This window comes from Halonotius terrestris, from assembly GCF_006861665.1.
Lineage (GTDB): Archaea > Halobacteriota > Halobacteria > Halobacteriales > Haloferacaceae > Halonotius > Halonotius terrestris.
Genome location: NZ_RKLU01000004.1, coordinates 224,468 through 244,858 on the forward strand (window position 1 = coordinate 224,468; position 20,391 = coordinate 244,858).

At 65.0% G+C, this 20,391-nt stretch carries 20 protein-coding genes and 1 pseudogene (1 of these 21 running past the window's edge); 13 read left to right on the plus strand and 8 right to left on the minus strand.

Annotation, left to right across the window (positions count from 1 at the left end):
- The 12 genes and pseudogenes from EGH24_RS10705 to EGH24_RS10760 form a co-directional block, all read left to right on the plus strand.
- Positions 1-949: pseudogene (locus tag EGH24_RS10705) on the plus strand (ABC transporter substrate-binding protein); it begins 305 nt to the left of the window's first position.
- 8 nt (positions 950-957) lie between these two features.
- Entirely contained in the window at positions 958-1,899 is a 942-nt protein-coding gene (locus tag EGH24_RS10710) for a branched-chain amino acid ABC transporter permease (protein ID WP_142980133.1), read from the plus strand.
- A gap of 1 nt (position 1,900) precedes the next feature.
- Positions 1,901-3,088 (plus strand): branched-chain amino acid ABC transporter permease, encoded by a 1,188-nt coding sequence (locus tag EGH24_RS10715; protein ID WP_142980134.1) that lies wholly within the window; start codon positions 1,901-1,903, stop codon positions 3,086-3,088.
- A gap of 58 nt (positions 3,089-3,146) precedes the next feature.
- A complete protein-coding gene (locus EGH24_RS10720; RefSeq protein ID WP_246057971.1) occupies positions 3,147-3,914 on the plus strand; it encodes an ABC transporter ATP-binding protein in 768 nt (255 codons plus the stop codon).
- A 3-nt stretch (positions 3,915-3,917) separates the two neighbouring features.
- On the plus strand, positions 3,918-4,715 hold the full coding sequence (locus EGH24_RS10725) for an ABC transporter ATP-binding protein (protein ID WP_142980136.1): 798 nt from the start codon (positions 3,918-3,920) through the stop codon (positions 4,713-4,715).
- 88 nt (positions 4,716-4,803) lie between these two features.
- Positions 4,804-5,772 (plus strand): DMT family transporter, encoded by a 969-nt coding sequence (locus EGH24_RS10730; RefSeq protein WP_281284937.1) that lies wholly within the window; start codon positions 4,804-4,806, stop codon positions 5,770-5,772.
- A 22-nt stretch (positions 5,773-5,794) separates the two neighbouring features.
- Positions 5,795-6,694: a DMT family transporter gene (locus EGH24_RS10735; protein ID WP_142980137.1), complete on the plus strand. Its 900-nt coding sequence runs from the start codon at positions 5,795-5,797 to the stop codon at positions 6,692-6,694.
- A 155-nt stretch (positions 6,695-6,849) separates the two neighbouring features.
- Positions 6,850-7,815: a C-terminal binding protein gene (locus EGH24_RS10740; protein ID WP_142980138.1), complete on the plus strand. Its 966-nt coding sequence runs from the start codon at positions 6,850-6,852 to the stop codon at positions 7,813-7,815.
- A gap of 66 nt (positions 7,816-7,881) precedes the next feature.
- The gene (locus EGH24_RS10745) at positions 7,882-8,721 is read left to right on the plus strand and encodes an MBL fold metallo-hydrolase (protein WP_142980139.1); all 840 of its coding nucleotides are present in this window, start codon (positions 7,882-7,884) and stop codon (positions 8,719-8,721) included.
- A gap of 212 nt (positions 8,722-8,933) precedes the next feature.
- A complete protein-coding gene (locus EGH24_RS10750) occupies positions 8,934-9,143 on the plus strand; it encodes a hypothetical protein (protein ID WP_142980140.1) in 210 nt (69 codons plus the stop codon).
- A gap of 87 nt (positions 9,144-9,230) precedes the next feature.
- Positions 9,231-11,576 (plus strand): hypothetical protein, encoded by a 2,346-nt coding sequence (locus tag EGH24_RS10755; RefSeq protein WP_142980141.1) that lies wholly within the window; start codon positions 9,231-9,233, stop codon positions 11,574-11,576.
- 114 nt (positions 11,577-11,690) lie between these two features.
- Positions 11,691-12,596 (plus strand): hypothetical protein, encoded by a 906-nt coding sequence (locus tag EGH24_RS10760; protein ID WP_142980142.1) that lies wholly within the window; start codon positions 11,691-11,693, stop codon positions 12,594-12,596.
- Between the two features lie 31 nt (positions 12,597-12,627).
- Here the strand turns inward: EGH24_RS10760 and EGH24_RS10765 are convergent, their stop codons facing one another.
- From EGH24_RS10765 to mvk, 3 genes are all read right to left on the minus strand, one after another.
- Positions 12,628-13,686, minus strand: coding sequence for an Mrp/NBP35 family ATP-binding protein (locus EGH24_RS10765; protein ID WP_142980143.1), 1,059 nt, complete (start codon positions 13,684-13,686; stop codon positions 12,628-12,630).
- 403 nt (positions 13,687-14,089) lie between these two features.
- The gene (locus EGH24_RS10770) at positions 14,090-14,866 is read right to left on the minus strand and encodes an isopentenyl phosphate kinase (protein ID WP_142980144.1); all 777 of its coding nucleotides are present in this window, start codon (positions 14,864-14,866) and stop codon (positions 14,090-14,092) included.
- On the minus strand, positions 14,866-15,882 hold the full coding sequence (gene mvk / locus EGH24_RS10775; protein ID WP_142980145.1) for a mevalonate kinase: 1,017 nt from the start codon (positions 15,880-15,882) through the stop codon (positions 14,866-14,868). Before mvk ends, EGH24_RS10770 begins: the two co-directional genes overlap by 1 nt.
- A gap of 398 nt (positions 15,883-16,280) precedes the next feature.
- Here mvk and EGH24_RS10780 point away from each other — a divergent pair, with 398 nt between their 5' ends.
- Positions 16,281-16,661: a hypothetical protein gene (locus EGH24_RS10780; RefSeq protein ID WP_142980146.1), complete on the plus strand. Its 381-nt coding sequence runs from the start codon at positions 16,281-16,283 to the stop codon at positions 16,659-16,661.
- A gap of 137 nt (positions 16,662-16,798) precedes the next feature.
- On the opposite strand, the gene EGH24_RS10785 is transcribed toward EGH24_RS10780, so the two are convergent.
- From EGH24_RS10785 to EGH24_RS10805, 5 genes are all read right to left on the minus strand, one after another.
- On the minus strand, positions 16,799-17,863 hold the full coding sequence (locus EGH24_RS10785; protein ID WP_142980147.1) for a CNNM domain-containing protein: 1,065 nt from the start codon (positions 17,861-17,863) through the stop codon (positions 16,799-16,801).
- Between the two features lie 110 nt (positions 17,864-17,973).
- Complete coding sequence (gene rpsB, locus EGH24_RS10790) at positions 17,974-18,828, minus strand: 30S ribosomal protein S2 (protein ID WP_142980148.1); 855 nt, start codon at positions 18,826-18,828, stop codon at positions 17,974-17,976.
- Positions 18,825-20,030 (minus strand): phosphopyruvate hydratase, encoded by a 1,206-nt coding sequence (eno, locus tag EGH24_RS10795; RefSeq protein WP_142980149.1) that lies wholly within the window; start codon positions 20,028-20,030, stop codon positions 18,825-18,827. The genes rpsB and eno overlap by 4 nt, the downstream gene beginning before the upstream one ends.
- Positions 20,027-20,200 carry a DNA-directed RNA polymerase subunit K gene (locus EGH24_RS10800; RefSeq protein ID WP_142444403.1) on the minus strand — a complete coding sequence of 58 codons (174 nt, stop codon included), beginning with the start codon at positions 20,198-20,200 and terminating at the stop codon, positions 20,027-20,029. The genes eno and EGH24_RS10800 overlap by 4 nt, the downstream gene beginning before the upstream one ends.
- Complete coding sequence (locus EGH24_RS10805; RefSeq protein ID WP_142980150.1) at positions 20,197-20,391, minus strand: DNA-directed RNA polymerase subunit N; 195 nt, start codon at positions 20,389-20,391, stop codon at positions 20,197-20,199. Before EGH24_RS10805 ends, EGH24_RS10800 begins: the two co-directional genes overlap by 4 nt.

Below are 20,391 nucleotides of genomic sequence, written 5' to 3' on the forward strand. Positions count from 1 at the left end.
CGGCGTCTCCGCGGCACAGAAGCTCGTCAACCAGGACGGCGTCCCGTTCGTCATCGGCGCGGTCGGGTCTGGCGTCTCGCTGTCGATCTACGAGTCGGTCATTCAGGGAACCGACGTGGTACAGCTGAGCCAGAACTCNACGNGCCNNGNNCTNACGNACTTCCCCGGNCTGCTCCGGATGTCGCCGACCGGTCGCACCCAATCGACCGCGCTGGCGAACATCATCGCCGAGGACGGCTACGACAGCGTCGCGCTCACCTACGTCAACAACAACTACGGATCGAGTCTCGCCGACGCCTTCGTCAACGCGTGGGACGGCGACATCGCCTACAACAACCCCCACGACCAGGATCAGTCGTCGTACTCCGGCGTGGTCAGCGAGATGAACGGCTCCGATGCAGACGCGTGGCTGTTCGTCACCTATCAGGCCGAGTTCGCCACGATGGTCAACGAGATCTTCTCCAGTGGCTACGAAGCCCAACTGTACGGGGCCGACTCAGTCTCCGGTGACAACGTCATCGAGAACACGCCGGAAGGCAGCATGGACGGCATGAAGATCGTCGTCCCCTCCGCGCCCGAGGAGCAGCAGAGCTACCAGGACTTCGTCTCGACGTTCGAAAGCGAGTACGGCGAGTCGCCGACCGTGTGGTCGGCCTACGCCTACGACTGTGTCATCACGGCAGCACTCTCAATCCAGGCCGCCGAGGAGTTCTCCGGCGCGGCACTGGGTGAGGTGGTCCGCGACGTGACTCGACCCGAGGGCGAGGAGGTCAGCTCCTACCAGGCAGCCCACGACATCCTCGCCGACGGCGGCGGCCCGAGCGATGTCAACTATCAGGGCGTCAGTGGGCCAATCGACCTCGATGAGAACGGGGACCCGGTTGGCTTCCTGCAGATCCAGGAGGTTCAGGATCACAGCTACGAACCGATCGGCTTCATCGAGTCCTAACCCGACAGATGGTGCTCGACCTCCTCGCCAGTGGGCTGGTGTNCAGCAGNATCATCGTGCTGNNGAGCATCGGGCTCTCGCTNGTNTACNNNATCGCCNACTTCGCCAACTTCGCNCACGGNGACACGATGACNGTCGGNGCNTACGCNGCNCTGGTNACCTTCGGTGCCGTCGGCGGACTCGGCGGGACCGTCCTCGGCTTGCCATACGGCTTTTTCGTCGCACTCGTCGTCGGCNTCGGNNTNGCCGCCNTCGTCGCNGTNGTCACCNANAAGNTCGTCTACGANNCGNTNGACNTCGNCTCNATCGGCCTGCTCATCACGTCNATCGGGNTCGCNTTCNTCTANCGNGCGNTCATCCAGATGGGGTTCGGTGCCGACTTCACCCGCTACGACATCCCGGCACTGCGACCCATCGACGCGCTCCTGCCGTACGGGATTCGCGTGACCCTTCACGACGTAGCAATCGTCGCCTCAGCGACGCTGCTGGTCGCCGGCCTGCACGTCCTGCTCCAGTACACCGACCTCGGCCGGAAGATGCGCGCGATGGCCGACAACCCGGATCTCGCCCGCGTCAGCGGCATCCGAACCGACCGGGTCAAACTGTGGACCTGGGTCATCGGGGCCGGCCTCGCCGGCTCCGGCGGCGTCTTTCTCGGTCTGTTCAGCCGGCTCGCGCCGCGCATGGGGTTTGACCTGCTGCTCATCATCTTCGCTGCGGTTATCCTCGGCGGCATCGGCTCGGTCTATGGGGCGATGCTCGGCGGCGTCCTCATCGGGATGGTCACCCAGTTGACGCCCGTCCTCTCGGAGTTGGGCACACTACTCCCGCTCGTCCCCGACTCCTGGGGGATTCCAATCGGCATCGAATACGCGAACGCTATCGCGTTCGTCATCATGGTCGCCGTCCTGCTGGTGCGACCGAGCGGCATCGCTGGGGAGGCGGTCTGAGATGTCGCTACGAGCTATCGCCGATGACCCGAAAGCCTACTGGAGCGGGCTTACCCGCGCCGAACAGGGCGTCAGCGGTTTCATCATCGGGTTCATCGTGCTGCTGCTCGCTGGGCTGTTCACCGGCAGCCTCGCACCGACGTACTTCCTGTNNCTCGTCGGNCTCGNNGGNATGTACNNNCTNCTGTCGNTCGGGCTNAACGTNCAGTGGGGGTACACCGGCCTNATCAACTTCNNCGTCGCNGCNTTCTTCGGCNTCGGTGCCTACGGAACGGCACTCGCCTCGGCGAGTTCCTCGCCGATTGCAGGGGATCTCGCGCCCGTCGTCGGGTTGCTCGTCGCGCTCGTCCTCGCGGCGATCCTCGCGCTGCTTATCGGGATTCCGACGCTCAAACTCCGGGCGGACTACCTCGCTATCGCCTCCATCGGCCTGGCGGAAGTGGTTCGCATCATCATCCTCAACGAGGAGCAGGTGACAAACGGGAGTTCCGGCGTCCGTGGCATCCCGGCGTTCTTCGACGGCTGGCCCCTGCTCGAAACGTTCCCACAGACGATGCCGTCCGTTGCCGTCTCGTGGCTCCCTGGCGGGACCGTTGTGCTTCGGCAGCCGTTCTGGAGCGCGCTGTTGAACGTCGTGGTCGTCGTGTCGTTTATCGCCGCCAGCTACTTCGTGCTGAAGCGNGCCCACCGCTCGCCGTGGGGNCGCGTNNTGCGGACGATCCGCTCGGACGAGGACCTCGCGGAGGCGCTCGGCAAGGACACCTACGCGTTCAAGATGCAGGCGTTCGTGCTCGGCAGCGTCATCATGGCGCTGGCGGGGGTGTTCTACGCCCACCTGAACCTCTTCGTCAGCCCCGGCGACCTCGAGCCGATCAACACGTTCTACGTGTGGATCGCCGTCATTCTCGGNGGGAGCGGCTCGAACCGCGGGGCNNTGTTCGGNGGNTTCGTCNTCNTCGCCATCCGCGAGGGGACGCGGTTCCTCAACGCCTTCGAGTTCATCCCCTTCGATATCGCGCCGCTGCGGCTCCTGTTGATCGGCGTCATCATCGTCCTCCTGATGCGGTTCCGGCCGCAGGGCGTGTTGCCGCCACAGCGAGAACTCATCTGGCCCACCGTCGTCGACGACGCGCCGGAACAGCCGGACAGCGGCGTTCGCGGCTCCAAGGCAGGTGAGAGTAATGACTGATAGCCAAGCCTCACAAGTGGCCAACAGCGACACCTCTAGCGAGGAGGTCGCTGCGAACATGGACAAGGAGAACGTCGTCCTCCGCGTCGAGGACCTCGTCAAATCCTTCGGCGCGCTGGTCGCAACCGACCACGCCACCTTCGAGGTCGAACGCGGCACGATCACGGGTCTCATCGGCCCGAACGGGGCCGGGAAATCGACGCTATTCAATCTCATCTCGGGATTCTACGAGAGCGACGCGGGCCGCGTCGAGGTCAACGGGACCGACGTGACCGATATGGAACCTTACGAGATCGCCGATCACGGNCTCATCCGGACGTTCCAGACNCCNCGNAANCTNGANGGGATGACCGTCCGNGAGGCGATGCTCGTCGGCCCNCNGNNACAGCCCGGCGAGTCGTTCGTNAAACTGTTCACCGATCCCGAATCGGTCCGTCAACGGGAACAGCAGAACCTTGAGGACGCCCAGCNGATNCTNGANNANTTCGAGATCGACCACCTNGCGACCCAGCCGGCGACNNANNTCTCNGGCGGGCAGATGAAGCTCGTCGAACTCGCCCGTGCGATGCTCGCCGANCCGGAGNTNCTGNTGCTNGACGAGCCGGNNGCNGGNGTGAATCCGACGCTGCGGAACAAACTCGCCGAACAGATCCGGCGACTCAACGAGCAGGGGACGACGTTTCTGCTCATCGAACACGACATGGAGTTCGTGATGAGTCTCGCCGACCCGGTGATCGTCCTCGACCGCGGGCACGTCCTCATGGAGGGCACGCCCGAAGCGGTCCAAAACGACGAGCGCGTCATCGATGCGTACCTCGGAGGCTAACTCATGAGCACGAACGATACCACTGACGACGCTCCCACGGACGAGACGAGTCAGACCGACAGCGGAACCGCGGCTAGCACCGAGCTGACAGGCGACCACGTCCTCGAACTCGACAGCGTCGACAGCGGCTACGGCGACGTGCAGGTCCTCGATGACTGCTCGCTACACCTCGATGCCGGCGAGATCGTCTGTCTCATCGGCCCGAACGGCGCGGGGAAATCGACCGTGCTCAAGACGATCTTCGGCATGCTGGACCCGTGGGAGGGAACCGTCCNNTNCNACGGCNNCGANATCGGCGGNATGGCGCCCGAGGATATCGTCCGCGAGGGGGTCGGCTACGTCCCCCAGACGGAGAACGTGTTCGGGAGCCTCACCATCGAGGAGAACCTCCGGATGGGCGGCGTCGCCCGCGAGGACGCCCTCGACGCCGTCATCGACNNGCTNTACGANCGGTTCCCGNTNCTCNNNGAGAAGCGNAGCGCGAACGCGCGCACGCTCTCCGGCGGCCAACGTCAGGTGCTGGCGTTCGCTCGCGCGCTCGTGATGGAGCCCGACGTGTTGCTGATCGACGAGCCCTCGGCGGGGCTGGCACCGAACACGGCAGCGGAGGTCTTCAGCCACGTCGAGGCCGTCAACGACATGGATACGGCCGTGNTGATGGTCGAGCANAACGCGAAGAAGGGGCTCGGCATCTCCGACCGTGGCTACGTCCTCGACCAGGGAACCGTCCGGTTCGACGGCGCGGCCGACTCGCTGCTCGACAGCGACGAGGTCTCGAAGCTCTACCTCGGTGGAGGCTGACTCGCGTGGCGTCGTCGAACCAGCAGTTCCAGCGACACGTTGCCGCCGGGTTCGAGACACCTATTCGCGTCCGTGCTGATGTCGACTCGTGAGGGGACTTCGCCCGTACGCGTTCGCGCTCGGGCCGCTCGCGGCCGCGTCGCTGTGGGGCGGGATGTTCGTCGTCAGCAAGTGGAGTTTCGCGTTCGTCCCGCCGGTCACGATGGGGTTTTTCCGGGTCGCACTCGGCGCGCTCACACTTTGGCTCGGCGTCGTTGCCACCAACAGGCGTGGCTCCCTCGGCGGCGACGGCGGGGCGGGCATCGACCGCGCGGACTGGCCGGCGTTCGTCGGTCTCGGTGGCTGGGTAGCGGTCACCATTGCCACGCAGTTCCTCGGAACCGAACTCACGAACGCCAGCCAGGGCTCGTTGTTGACGGTCTTGACGCCAGTTTTCGCGGTCGGCCTCGGCGCGAGCGTGCTCGGCGAGCGCGTTACCCGGAGAAAGGCTGTCGGGATCGCGCTGGCGGCCGTAGGGACCGTCATCGTCCTCGCGGGCCAGTACGACCTGACGACCATCGCCGCCGGCAACGCCGCCGGCGTCGGCTTGCTCGTGGTTGCGAGTTTCGCCTGGGCCGGCTATACCGTCTGGGGCGTCTCGGTCGTCCGGAAGTACTCGGCACTCACTGCTGCCACTTACTCGACGATCGCGGCCACGCCCATGCTCGCCGTGCTGGCCGCCGTCGAACTCGCCGTCCTCCGTCGCGGCATCGGCTCGATCCCGGTGACCGCCGAATCGATCTTCGCAACCGCCTACCTCGGGCTGGCCGCGACTGCTGCCGCGTGGTATCTCTGGTACAAGGGACTGGAATTCGTCTCGGCGGGGACTGTCGCCGTCTTCTTTTTCCTGCAGCCGATCGTCGGCATCTCGTTGGGCGCGCTCCTGTTGGGCGAGCGGATCGGTCCCGGCTTCGTCGTCGGCAGTCTCGTCGTCGGTGGCGGCGTCTGGATCGTCAGCCGGGAACGCGCGGACGACGCGGACGACACGGATCAACAACGGAGTGTCACCGAGCAATGACTGCTAAAAAACGGGTGGCATGATGGCGGGCGATATTCTGCAGGCTCTCGACGAGGAAATACCCCCGGCAGCCGGCCTCGCGGTCGCTATCGTCGCCATCAGTACCGCCGCAATCCTCGTCAGGCTGACGACCGCGCCGTCGTCGGTCGCCGCGTTCTATCGCGTCCTGTTCACCACGCTCGCGCTCCTGCCGGTCGCGGGCTGGAAGTACCGCACCGAGTTCGCCCGCATCGACCGCCGGGATCTCGCGTTTGCGACGCTGTCGGGGGTCGCGCTTGCGGTTCACTTCGCCGCCTGGTTCGAGAGTCTCGCGTGGACGAGCGTCGCCGCGAGCGTCACGCTGGTACAGGCCCAACCGCTCTTCGTCGCCGTCGGCGCGTGGCTCCTGCTTTCGGAGCGGCTCTCGGCGCGGATCGTCGCCGGCATCGTCGTCGCTATCGCGGGGATGGTGACGATGTCGGTCGGCGACCTGCTCGGTGGCGTCCTCGTCGGGCCCGACCCCATGCTGGGCAACGCCCTCGCGCTGCTGGGGGCCGTGATGGCGGCCGGCTACGTCCTCGCGGGCCGGTCACTGCGCCAGCGCGTCTCGCTCGTCCCGTATGTCGTGGTCGTCTACAGTGTGTGTTCGGTCGTCCTGCTCGGGATCGTCCTCGCACAGGGCGCGCCACTGACGGGATATGCCCCACGCGAGTGGCTCCTTTTCGCCGGGCTCGCGCTCGGACCGGGATTGTTCGGGCATACCGTCATCAACTGGGTGCTCGCCCATGTCGAGTCGAGCATCGTCTCGGTCTCGCTGCTCGCCGAACCAGTCGGCTCGACGATCCTCGCGCTCGTCTTGCTCGGGGAGTCGCCAACGCTGTTTACGATGATCGGCGGCGCGGTCGTGCTGGTCGGTATCGGGCTGACGGCCTCTGACCGGTGAGTCGCAAGTCGCGTGTATGCTGGCGAGATGAAGACGAATCCGACTCGCGGGAGGGGATCGAACCGCCCAGTAACCCGAGGACAGCGTCGCTACCGAATCCCCAGACAGTGAGAAAACAAGGGTGATTCATTACCGTCCCGTGGCAACCCACATCTATGTCGACTGTTGTTGTCAACGACGATCCGATGATCCGCACCGAGACCCTCCAGGCAGCGCTCGGCGACGATATCGACGTTGTCACCGCCACCCTAGACTCGTCGGCCGACATCATCGAGGCCGCCGGCGACGCTCACGCGCTCGTCGTCGATGTCAACACCCCTGTTCCCGCCGACGTCTTCGAGGCGTGCGAAGCCTTGGAAATCGTCGCTCGCGCCGGCGTCGGCGTCGACGGCGTCGATATTCCCGCGGCAGCCGACCACGGCGTCACCGTCGTCAACGTGCCCGACTACTGCCGCGAGGAGGTCTCGACGCATGCGGTCTCGTTGCTGTTGGGATCGATTCGCCGGCTCAACGTCTACGACCGCGCGGTCAAACGCGGCGAGTGGGACTGGGCCGACGGCCAGCCGATCCACCGCCTGACCGGCGAGACGGTCGGCTTCCTCTCGTTCGGTCAGTTGGCGAGAGCGACCGCCGAGAAACTCGCCGGCTTCGACTGTGAGATCGTCGCCGCCGACCCCTACGTCGATTCCGAAGAGATGGCCGACTACGGCGTCGAGAAGGTGCCGCTTGACGAACTGCTTGAGACGGCCGATCACGTCTCGGTTCACGCGCCACTGACGGACGAAACACGGCACCTGTTCGACCGCGAGGCGTTCGGCAAGATGAGCGAGACCGCCGTCCTCGTCAACGTTGGCCGCGGCGGGATCATCGACGAGGAGGCGTTGGTGTGGGCCCTTGAGAACGACGAGATCGCGGCCGCCGGCCTCGACGTGATCGAGGACGAGCCGCTGACGGACTCGCCGCTGGCCGACCGCGACGACGTGATCCTGACGCCGCATGCGGCGTTCTACTCGGAGGAGTCGCTGGCGGAACTCAACGAACACATCGCAACGGACATCCTCGCGGTGTTCGACGGCGAGGAGCCCGCGGGCTACATCGACCCCGAAGCCGACTGGCTGTAGCCGAATCCGTGACCCATCTCGGCCGCGACGACAACGTTTAGAACGAACCGGGTCGCATACCCGCCTATGACAGTCAGCGACTGGGGCGATTGGCTGCCGAACGCCGTCGCCGACGCCGACCCCGAGACCGTCGCCGTCTGGTATCTCGGCTGTAACGGCTTCGTAATCAAGGGCAGCGAGGGGACGACGATCTGGATCGACCCCTACGTCGGCCTCGGCGATCCGCCGCGAACGATCCGGATGATTCCGGTCCCGTTCGATCCCGAAGACGTGCCCGAATCCGGAGCCGACGCCGTGTTGGCAACGCACGAACACACCGACCACACCCACGGCCCGAGTCAGGGACCGATTCTCGAACGGACGGGTGCGGACTTCTACGCGCCTGATGACAGCCTCAGCGTCGCCTTCGACGACGAGGAGTGGCTCGACAGCTACGATATCAGCGAATCACAGTTCACCGAAGTTACGGAGGGCAACAGCCTCGATATCGGCGAGTTCACCGTCGATGTCGTCGAAACGCAGGACGCCGACTCGACGCACCCGGTCGGCTACATGATCCAACACGAGTCGGGGACGATCTTCCACGCCGGCGACAGTAAACCCGCCGACAACTTTGCCGATCTCGGCGAAACGTACGACATCGATCTCGGCATCCTCGCGTTCGGTGCCATCGGCAACATCCCCGACAAGGAGACCCGCGAGCCGGTACGGACGAAGTGGTACGCGACCGAAAACGAGACGGTGAAATCCGCCTCGGATCTCCAACTCGACCGCCTGCTGCCGAGCCACTGGGATATGTGGAAAGGCATGACCGCCGATCCGACGGTCCTCCACCACCACGCACAGTCCTACGAGCATCCACAAGAACTGGAGATCGTCGAAATCGGGGATCGCGTCGAGTTGTGAGCCGCGATATAGAGATTGAAAATTAGAAACTAGTAGTATTAGAGTTAAAATCGAAATAATACCGGTGTAAAGCGCGAATTTTAGCTAGTATTTTCGGGTGTGCGCGCAATTATCAAAACAGACAAAGAATTAAGTCGCTGACGGACGTTCGTTTACATGTAGACCGGGCTGAGGGCACGCGCCACACCGCCAGTCTACGGGGGTGTCACGCTATGATAACCGACTACGACCTCCCAGTGTGGTTCTGGGACTCGGAGACGACGGACGAAGACCGGCACGTGTGGATGACCCAAGAACGCTGTCGGCGACAGGCGATGCGGCAGCGGACCGCCTACCGGCGGCGGATGGAAAAGTTGGCCGAGCGGGCCACCCGCCGACAGCAGGCCAGAGCGGAGATGGTCAACCTCGAAGAATACCGGTAACGCGCCGTCGACGCCGGGGAGCTGTCAGCCGCCCGACCGCTCCGGGCGGCCCGCACATTTTAAGTCGCTGGTTGAGTAGTCTTTTTTATGAGCCAGGGGCCAGACACCGATGAGCCCGTGACGGTGTCAAACGACGGGGTAACCGTCGAGAAAACCGTCACCGCCGACGAGTTCCCCGTCCCGGCGGTCGCGTTCACCATCACGTCGAACGCGGCTGCACCGATCCAAGTCCGCCTGACGGACCAGATACCCGAATCCTTCCCGATGGAACGCGTCGGCTTCCATCCGGAGTACGAGAGCGACTCGTGGACGGCCTACAAGAACCACCGCGTCGAGTTCGAACACACCCTCAATCCGGGCGAAGAACTCACGACCGTCTACGGGATCCGGACTGACGACGAAAACGAACTCCAACAGTTCCTTTCGGCCCCGGAGATCCAAGAAATCGCCCCCAGCGACGAGGATGACCCGGATCTCGAAGGCGTTCTCGGCCCGGACAACAGCCAACTCATCCGCGAAGTGCTCTCCGGAGAACGGTCCTCGCTGCCGGGCAGCGGGGACGGCACGCCGCTCGACGGGCCACGCGACCCAAGCGAATCCGACCTGTCGCCGGAGGAGGCCACCACCCCACCCGAATCGGACGACGAAGACGCGACGGCCGACGACGGCGACGAGCCCGAAGCTGCCGAGACAACCGAAGAGCCAGAGCCAGCCGACGTTGACGACGAACCGGCTGAGCCGGACGAAGAGCCGACCGCGGATGAACCAACTGACGAACCGGCGGCCGACCCGGCCGCGGAAGCGGGCCTCGACTCCGGAGAACTCGATCCGATCGACAGCGACGAGGCGACCGAGGACGCCGAAGCCGAGACGGTCGATGACGAACCCGAAACAGTCGACGACGAACCCGAGACGACCGAGGAGCCATCCGACGCAGTCGCGGCGACCGCCGGCGACGCCGGCGAGGCAGCGGCCGGCGAAAGCGACGACGCCGACGACCCAGCGGACGACGAGGAGACCGACGACGCCGAGGACTGGGCCGAGACGGGCGGCGACTGGGAGGAGGAAGACCCGATCGAAGAGGACGACGAGTGGGGCCCCGCAACCGGCCCCGACGCCGATGGGGACGACGAAGCCGACGAACCAGCGGACGACGAGGACTGGGAAACGGCAACTGGATCCGACGCCGACGACAGCGAGGAGATCGTCGCTGACGAGACGGCGACAGTCGACGACGAGCCAGAAACCGCTGACACCGCTGTCGAAACGGGCACGGCAGACGACGAACTCGACAGCGAGACCGACGACGACACCGACGACCTACTCGGCGAGAGCGAGACCGACGACGAACCGGGCGACGAATCCGCGGAAGCGGCTACTGACGACACCACTGATACGACGATGGATTCCCACGAACAGACGGCAGACGACGAGGACGAACCGACACCGACCGATCCGGGCACCGAGTCGGAAGCGACCGGCGGTGCCGCCGTGAGTGTGGGCGATGGCGGCATCGCCGCCGCGCTGGCCGAGGAACTCCGCAACGACAACGTTGCCGAGGAAGACCGCGAACTCCTCGAAGACCACCTCGGCTCGGCGTTCCCGCGCAGTGCCGAGGTCCGACTGGAACGGCTCCAGTCGCAGGTCCAAGACCTGGAAGCCTACTCCGACGCGCTTGAGGACTTCATCGACACCAAGGGCACGGGCGACGACATCCTCGAGGGCGTCCGCGAGGACCTGAGCGAGCTCGAAAGCGAAGTCGCAGGCCTCAACGAGGCTGTCGAGTCCGGCGAGGCCGAACGGGCGGACCTCGACGACACCGTTGACGATCTCGAACTGGAAATCGAGGATCTCGAAGACGAGATCGACCGACTGGAAGCGGACCACAGCGAGGACATCGCCGACATCGACACCGATCTCGACGACTTCGACGAGCGGATCACGGCAACCGAGGAAGAGGCCGAAGAAGCCCTCGCGGCTGCCGGCGACGTCGACGCTGCAGTCGACGATATCGAGGACTCCCTCGACCGGATCGACACCGACATCGACTCCGCCTACGCGGACATCAACGGCCTCGGCGACGATGTCGATGACCTCGCGTCGGATATCGACGACATCGACTCGACGGTCGACGACCTCGATTACAGCGTCGACAGCATCGACGACGAAGTCGGCGAACTGCAGTCGGATCTCGACGCGCTGCGTGACGACCTCGATTCGATCGAGACGAGCCTCAGCGACGACATCGCCTCGCTGCGGGAGACAGTCACCGAACTGGAAGCCGTCGCCGAGAGCGCGGCCGACGAGGAGGACATCGCTGCAATCGAAGCCCGCATCGACGACGTCGAGGACGGCATCGAGACGCTCGAACAGTTCCGCGAAGGCCTCAGTTCGGCCTTCGGCGGGATGGGTGGCGGTGGCGGCGAGGAGTAACTGAGCGAGACGGACTTTTTCGGAACCGACGAGTACCGCATCCGCGAGTATCGGTCACAGCGTCGCGGCGGCGAAACGGAATCCGTTTAGGCCCCCGCCGCCGACGTTCCGCAAATGAGTCAAACGGTTCCAGTCGCCGTGCCCAGAAAGGGGCGGCCGCTGGAAGCAGTGCTCGAACGGCTGGCGTCGGTCGCCGACGGCGACGACGTGAGCGAGATCGCCGACAGCGTGACCTCGACGCTCCGGTATGAAAAAGCGATCACGAAGGACAGCCAGACGGCCGACCGCGGCCCCTACGAGCGGCTGGCCGACTACAGCGATACCGACGACCCGGAAGCCGTCGAGTACACCCTGCTGCGGGACGACCGCGACGGCTACCCTCGCCGGCTCGTCTTCGACAGCGCGACCGTCTCGGTCGGCGAGTTCGACCTCCGGCTGATCGGCCGCGAGGAGCCGTTCCGGTCGCTGCGTACCCACGAGTTCGCCCTCGGTTTTGACAGCGCGGATCTCGTCCTCGAAGAGGTCGTTGAACTCCAACCCGAAGGCGTCGGCTCGCTGGCGGAGATCAACGCCCGCATCAACCCGACCGACACCGACGTGGCCGTCGCCACCGGCCTCGGCGATACCGTCTATCACACACTGATGGCGACGCCGGCCCTGTTGGACGGAGCCGACCTCGACCGCGCGTTCGTCGCCGACTACACCGGCCCGCTCTGTATCTCACCACGGTACGAACGCCTCGTCTCGGCCGTCCTCGGTACCGACGCGACTGACGGTATCGAGTTCGTCTATCCCACCGAGGCTGCCGAGGAGGAAGCCGCCATCGCCGATGTCGGCCTCGGGGTCTATCTCACCGTTACCGGCTCGACGGCCCGCGACCACGGGCTTGTCCTCGGCGAGAACCTCTTCCCCAGCGAGACGGTGCTGATGGAGAACACGGCCGAAACCGGACCGGCGGCCGAGCGGCTCAAGACGCTTCTGACTGAGCCGGCGATAGAAACTGAGCTTCGCGTCGACTAACGCTCAAGCGGATCGTTGAAGCCGCGGCGCGCTACTGCTCCGGCGTACTTTTCGTGTGATTACTCGCCTGCTGGCGACGGACAACGCCGACGTTGTTGGCGACGTTTTCGCTCAGCGTGCGGAAGGCGTCGGCCGTGTCGCCGTCCTCGCGGACGATCGGTGTGCCGCCGTCGCCGCCGGCCCGGATCGCCGGATCGAGCGGGATCGCCCCGAGGAACGGGAGGTTCTCCTCGTCGGCGAAGGCCTCGCCGCCGCCGCTGCCGAAGATGTCGTGGGTGCCGCCGCAGTCGGGACACCGGAACGACGACATGTTTTCGGCAATGCCCAACACAGGGGTTTCGTGTTCGCCGAACATGCGCAATCCCTTGACAGCGTCGTCGATGGCGACCTGTTGGGGTGTCGTGACGATGACCGCACCCGTCAGCGGCAGCGTCTGGAGAACGGTGAGTTGGGTGTCGCCGGTGCCGGGTGGGAGATCGACGACGAGGTAGTCGAGACTGCCCCATTCGACGTCTTCGACGAGTTGAGTGAGCACCTTGTGGACCATCGGCCCGCGCCAGATCACCGGGTCGTCCGCACCGACGAGGAAGTCCATGCTCATCAGCTTCATCCCGTAGCGTTCCGGCGGGATCAGTGTCCGGTCATCGGTCGCCTCCGGCCCCTCATCGCTTTCGACCATCCGGGGGACGTTCGGCCCGTAGATGTCGGCATCGAAGAGCCCGACTCGCGCGCCGCGTTCGGCCAGTCCGGCCGCAAGGTTGACCGAAACCGTCGATTTCCCCACACCGCCCTTGCCTGAGGCGACGGCGATGATATTTTGGATGTTGGGGAGGACTTCGTCCTCGGAGCGGAGTCCAGCGGGCATCGCCGCCGTCAACTCAACCTCGTGGCCGGTCTCGGCGAGGGCCTCGCGTACGTCCTCGGCGATCTGTGATTCGTGGGGGGCGTAGGGCGCGCCCAGCGCGAGTGAGAGGCGGATCGTCCCGTCGTCGACGTCGACGGCGTTGACGAGGCCGAGAGAGACGATATCGTCGTCGAGATCCGGGTCCTCGACACTCGACAGTAACGACAGCACGTCGTCGGCATCCATACGCGTCGGTCGGCGCGGCCGCCGAATAAGGGTTTGGTCCCGGGCGTAGGGTACTGTTCAGAGGGGTGTGATTGGATCGAAAACACCTCGAAAGCCCCCGGCGGCTCGACTCCCGGGACTCGCTGCGCTCCTCGTCACTCGCTCCGCTCATTCCTGCGGTGCTTGCGTCGTCCGGGCACGCCGAGCCGCCGGCCCCTTTCAGTCCCACCCCGTTGGCAGGCCAAGCAGCCGCAATCGGGCGGGACTGAAAGGGGCGACTCGCTGGCGGAAGGCGGGCGATGTAAGGACCGCAGGCCGAAGGCCGAGGACCGCAGCGAGCCCCCCGACGCCAGCGAGTCGGGGCTTTCGAAGTGTCTCCAATTTCTCCGCCATATCCGAACCCGATCCGGTCGGTAAGAAAGGATTAGTCGATCAGCGTTCCCGGCGCGTCGCCAGCGAGGAACGGGCCGACACCGTCGGGGCCGAAGATTCGCGCCTGCCCCGACAGCGCGAGTAATTCTCGCACTTTGCCGGCCATCCCGCCGCTCACGTCGGTTGATTCGCTGTCGCCCAATGCCGCAGCGACCGACTCGAAATCGGTGATCGCATCGATCACGTCGCCGTCGCTATCGAGGACGCCCGGGACCGTCGAACAGAGCCCGACCCGTGACGCGCCGAGTCGCTCGGCCAGTCCCGTGACGAGTTCGTCGCCGCTGAGGACAGTGACTCCCTGGCCGGCGTGGGCGATCACATCCCCATGCAGGACGGGAACGAACCCTTCCGTGCGCAGGCCGTCGACAGCCCCCGTCGGCAGCGACAGTTCGGCGTCGGCATCGCGGGCGACGGCCGATAGCGGATGGACGGGGACGGCCGGCACGCCAGCCGCCTGCAAGCGGTCGATCACGACGCCGTTGAGTCGTTTCATCGCACCGTGGATCGCCGTCACCGCTTCGAGATCGTGCGTTCCCTCGGTTGTCGAGACGCCGTGTTCGGCCGCGTGAACGTGGCCGAAGCTGCCGCCGCCGTGAACGATGATCAGGTTTGCCGCGTCGCCCTCGCCAGCAACCGACTCGGAATCGGCGATTGCGGAGACGACGCTGTCGAGGGCAGCGTCGTCAACGGTTTCGGGGGCGTCCTTGTCGGTGATGACGCTGCCGCCGAGTTTGAGGATCGTCAGGTCGCCACTGCTCGCGCCGGCCATTATTCTTCCTCCAGGCGAACGCCGTCGGTGGCGAGTTCGGCGCGGAACGACTGCTCACAATCCGGCGTGTACTGAAGGCTCGTTTCGGTCTCGGTGGTCGCATCGAGCGCGACGATGCAGCCGCCGCCGCCCGCGCCAGTGAGTTTCGCGCCGTCGGCTCCGGCTTCACGAGCTGCCCAGACCATCGTATCCAGCGACCGCGAGGAGACACCGAGTGCCGACAGGAGGCCGTGGTTGATATCCATGAGTTCGCCGAGTTCGCCGATCAACTCCGCGCTCGGGTCGCTGTCAGGGTCTGCGTCGGTGAGCAACGACTCACCCTGCCGAACGATGTCGCCGATGGCTTCGACCGTATCGGCCGCAAAGTCGTAGCGGTCCCGCAGGGAACGAACGCCCGCGACCAGCTGGCCGGTGTCGCCCGCGCCGCCGTCGAAGCCGACGACAAAGGGGAGTTCCGGCGTGGCTAAGCGGGTACAGTCGTCGCCCTCGACGCGGACCGCCCCGCCCATCGTCGAGCAGAAGGTGTCGGCCCGGGAGGCTTGGCCGTCCTGTACGTCGTACTCGGCTTGGTAGGCACGGTCAGCGAGTTCCCGACGGTCGAGTGGCTCGCCCAGCGCGCGGGTGGCGGCGTCGATACCGGCAACGACGACCGCCGCCGAAGAGCCCAGCCCCGCGCCGAGCGGGATCTCGCTATCGACGGAGATATCGAAGCCGGCGTCGGGCGCGTCGGCCGCCTCGCGGGCCTGTTCGACGGCGGCGTCGACGTAGCCCGTCGCGGCGTCGAGCAGTCGTTTCGGCACGTCGACATCCGGGCGGTCGTTCGGCGAGTCGGCGTACTCGACGGCAAAGCCGTTGAGCGTGAGGTCGTTGGCCTCGACGCGGACGTGGCCGTCGTCGCGCGGTTCGACCGTCACGGTGGCGCGTTTCTCGATCGCGCAAGGAACGGCCGGCTCGCCGTAGACGACGGCGTGCTCGCCGAAGAGATACACCTTCCCGGGCGCGCTGACGACGGTCATCGTCGCACCTCACCACGCCGAGCGGATCGAGTCGGAACGCGGACTGTCATGTGTAAACAGGTATAGCGTAGGCTTTTATATATCTCCATGTGAAACAGGGGCATGTGACTCGTCGGTCGCAGTGACCGGCACTCACGTGTTTGGGGTGTGGCCCTCGCCCTCCTCAAACGGGAACAGGGAATGCACGCTGGTCCGCACGGTGGTGCGGACATTGTTTTTCAACACCTGTGAGTCGGCAGTGTTGGCTGAACGGCGATGATCGGTCGGATAGCGGCACGTATCGCGCAGTAAGTGCCCACAGAGATAATTCGGCAGCCGTCCAGTCGGCTGTTGGCGACAGTGACTCTCAGTATGTTCGACAGGTAATTACTCCTCGTCCTCATACCCGCCAGCACAGAATGCCAATCTCCAATGACGAATTCAAGGCAGGAACTATCGACGGTAGCATTGACGAGTCGAGTGCCGACGATGCGGACGATCCGATTGAAACCGAAAAGGATCTCGTCACGTCGTTTCTGAGTGACCGGCCAGACAGAGCATTCACCGAGCGAGAGATCGTCCTCGGCGTTGATTTCAGTCCTGTATTCATGGACCGAACGGACAGTTCACTTGGCTCGTTCGCTGACGGATTGATCGATTTCGCTGGCGACGTTGCCGCCACGACGATCGTTGTCAACGACATCGATGAAGCACTCGCTGAACTCGTCGAAGAAGGTATCGTGACGACGAAAGAAGTGGAGACAGAAGACGGAAGTACGGTCTATTATAGACTGGCGTAGTCCGATCGGAACCCCTCGCTGCTACGGCCAGTCGGATAACTACATACGACGAAAACTGCTGAGTGCACGCGCTATATCGCGCACTGGCGTTACCGGTTTCCAGAAAATTGCGTTTTCGCTGTGTTCGGGAGACGCCGTCAGCGGTCGTATCGCGTATCAAGCGGATCTTCGAGATCGCCCATCACGGCTTCGAGCGCGTCGGTCGCGGTCACCAACCCGACGACTTCGCCGTCCTGCAACACGAGCGCAAGCTCCTGATCTTCGGCCTGGAACTGATCGAAGGCGTCGCTAACGCTCGTCTCGGCAGCGACAGTCATCGTCGGCGCGGCGATGTCCTCGAAACTCTCCTCGCCGGCCTGTAGCGCGTCGTAGTGGTCGATGATCGACGGCGAGTAAACAACGCCCCGGAAATCGGTTAGCTCGTCGCCGACGAGCGGGAACCGGGTGTGTGGCGTATGCCGGATGCGGTCGAGGTTCTCTGAAACTGATCGCTCTGTCGAGAGCGCGACGATGTCGTCGACCGGCACCATGATCTCGCTGATCGGGAGTTCGCCCACGTCGAGGGCGTTGAGCACTTCCTCGCGGCGTTCCTCGGGGATTTCGCCTTCGTCGAGCAGCGAGCCGAGTTCGTTCCGCAACTCGGCGCGGGACTCCAGTACGTCTTCCTCGGTTTCCAGCCACGCGCCGGTCATCTCGANNCCGAACAGCNNNAGNGTNCCNTTNGCGANCCAGTCGCCGAGCGTGATGATCGGCGAGATGATCCGGTAGAACCAGTACAGCGGCGCGGCGCCGTAGCGGCAGACGAACCGCGACCGCTCCACGCCGAGATACGTCGGCGTCTGCTCGCCGTGGGTGAGGTGGACGAGNTTGATNATNNNGAAGGCGANGATCGCACCCGCACCGATCGAGGCCAGCGGGCCGCCGACGAACAGCGGCTCGAAGATGGCCGCCAGTGCTGGCTCGGCGACGATCCCGACCGCAATCGAGGAGGCGGTAATCCCGACCTGACAGGTCGTCAGGTAGATTTCGAGGCTCTGTGTCATCTGCCAGGCCCGTTCCAGCGTGGGGCGGTCGCCGATGAACTCGCTTTTCTCGAACTGCCTGGCACGCGTCAGCGCGAACTCGATGGCGACGAAGAAGCCATTTGTGAGGATCAGCGCGAGGCCGGCGACCAATCGGAGGGACAACTCAAGCGGTGTCATCGCCCGCGGCTAGGTCGGTGCTCACCCAAGAAGGCCATGCACTCGGCCGCGGCACCGCTGTCGCTCTTCGGCGGCAACGAATGGAGAAACGAATCTGTGCCGAAAACAGCTTACAGCGCGTCTTCGAAGTCTTCCAGCTCGTAGAGCGTGCCGGCGTTACGTCGGTCGAGCGTCTCGTTGGCGAGCAGCCAGTAGACGACGCTCAGTGCGCGGCGGCCCTTGTTGTTCGTCGGAATAACGAGGTCGACGTTGCTGACCTGGTTATTCGAGTCACACATCGCAATGACCGGGATCCCGACGGTGATCGCCTCTTTGACCGCTTGGGCGTCGCCGATGGGGTCCGTGACGACCACNACGTCNGGCTCGATGTAGCCNNCGTAGTCNGGGTTNGTCAGCGTCCCCGGGATGAACCGNCCNGTGCGNGCNCGNGCGCCGACGGCGTCNGCGAACTTCTCGGCCGGGAANCGGCCGTACTGNCGCGANGANGNNACGAGGATCTGCTCNGGGTNGTAGTTCGCNAGGAANNNCGCGGCNGTGCGGATGCGACTGTCGGTCTGGCTCACGTCAAGGACGTAGAGACCGTCGTCGCGGACACGGTGGATGAACCGCTCCATGNNCTGNGTCTTCTGNTGNGTCCCGATGTGGNCNCCCGCNNCGAGGTAGTCCTCGACGGGNATGAGGAGGTCGGCCTCGTCGTCCGGCATCACGTCGTCGTCGAACGGTGAGGCGTCTTCCTCTTCCTCGGCATCTTCCGCGGCGTCGGCGTCAGCATCTGCGTCTGCTGCCTCGTCGGCAGCGTCGGCTTCGGCCGTTGCGTCGGCGTCTGCGTCGGTTGCTTCGTCGGCGTCGGCTGCCCCGCTGGCGGCCGCGTCGGCGTCCGGTTCGTCATCGACAGGCTCGTCGGCCGCGGCAGCGTCGTCGGCCGCGTCGTCCTGTGCTTCGAGTTCAGTGTCGTTGTCGCTCATACTGCGTCATCCGCGATTCTGATCAGTTCGTTTAGCTTGGCGGTTCGTTCGCCGGCGACGGTACCGGTCTTGATGTAGTCGGCGTCGGTGGCCACCGCGAGGTGGGCGATCGTCGTATCCTCGGTTTCGCCCGAGCGGTGAGAGATGATCGTCTTGTACCCGTTTTCGACGGCCAGCTCGATCGCATCGAAGGTATCGGACAGCGAGCCGATCTGGTTCGGCTTGATGAGGATGCTGTTTGCCGCGCCGGCGTCGATGCCGTCCTGCAGCCGCGAGACGTTGGTCACGAAGAGGTCGTCGCCACAGATCATCGTCTGATCGCCGACCTGGTCGGTGATCTCCGCGAAGGCCTCGTAGTGGTTCTCGTCGAGGGGGTCCTCGACGTAGGCGAGGTCGTACTCTTCGACGAGCCCGGCGATGTACTCGATCTGCTCGTCGGTCGACTTCTCGCCGTCACTGTAGACGTAGGCGTCGTTGTCCTCGTCGTAGAACTCCGTGGCGGCCACGTCGAGGCCGAACTTGATCTCGAAGCCGACCTCCTCGGCGACCCGGTCGGTCGCCTCGTCCATAATCTCGAAGGCCTCGGCGTCCGAGACTGGCGGAGCCCATGCCCCTTCGTCGCCTTTGCCGGCCCCGATGCCGCGTTCATCGAGGATATCGCCGGCTGCGGCGTGGACCTTCGCGTTGGCGAANACCGCNTCGGCAACGCTNGGCGCGCCGACNGGNGCNGCGAGGAACTCCTGGATGTCGGTNGCGTCNNNGGCGTGNTCGCCNCCNCCNANGACGTTNCCGAGCGGGATNGGGAANTNGTCACCGCGGAACGCGCCGCCGAGGTGCTGGTACAGCGGGGCACCGAGCACGTCGGCACCGGCCTTGGCGGCAGCCATCGAGATGGCGACCGCGCTGTTGGCACCGATCTCGGAGAAGTTGTCCGTGCCGTCGGCCGCCCGAAGCGTGTTGTCGACCTCGCGCTGGTCGCCCGCATAGACGGAGTCGACCAGCCGCGGGACCGCGTGTTCGCGGGCGTTGGCGATGGCTTCCTTCGGCGGCAGTTCGATGGCTTCGTACTCGCCGGTCGAGGCACCCGAGGGTGCTGCGGCGCGGCCGAAGCCGCCGGAGTCGGTCAGGACGTCTGCTTCGACCGTGGGGTTGCCACGGGAGTCCAGTACGCGTCGGAGTGAAACTGAGCTGATTCGTGTCATTGGTCTCGGTTGATCGTAAACGGCAGCACGCCCGCATCGTACTCCTCAGCCGCGATGAGGATCGGCTCGCTTTGGTCGGTCTCGACGAGCACCGGTGCCCCATACGAGATCTGCAGCGACCGCGCGCCGAGAATGCGTGCCTTCTCGTAGCGGTTGTAATGCATGCTCATTGGTATGGGGCAACTACGTCGACGAGGTCGGTGTGCGATACCATCATGCGACGACAGCAGTGCCGGGTCAGCCCCAAGTCGTCAAGGACTTCGGCTGGGTCTTCGTCGCCGTCGCTGGCGCGGGCCTCGAACTCCTCGTAGTGTTCACCGATGACCGTGCCACANGTGAAACACCGGACNGGNANCATCAT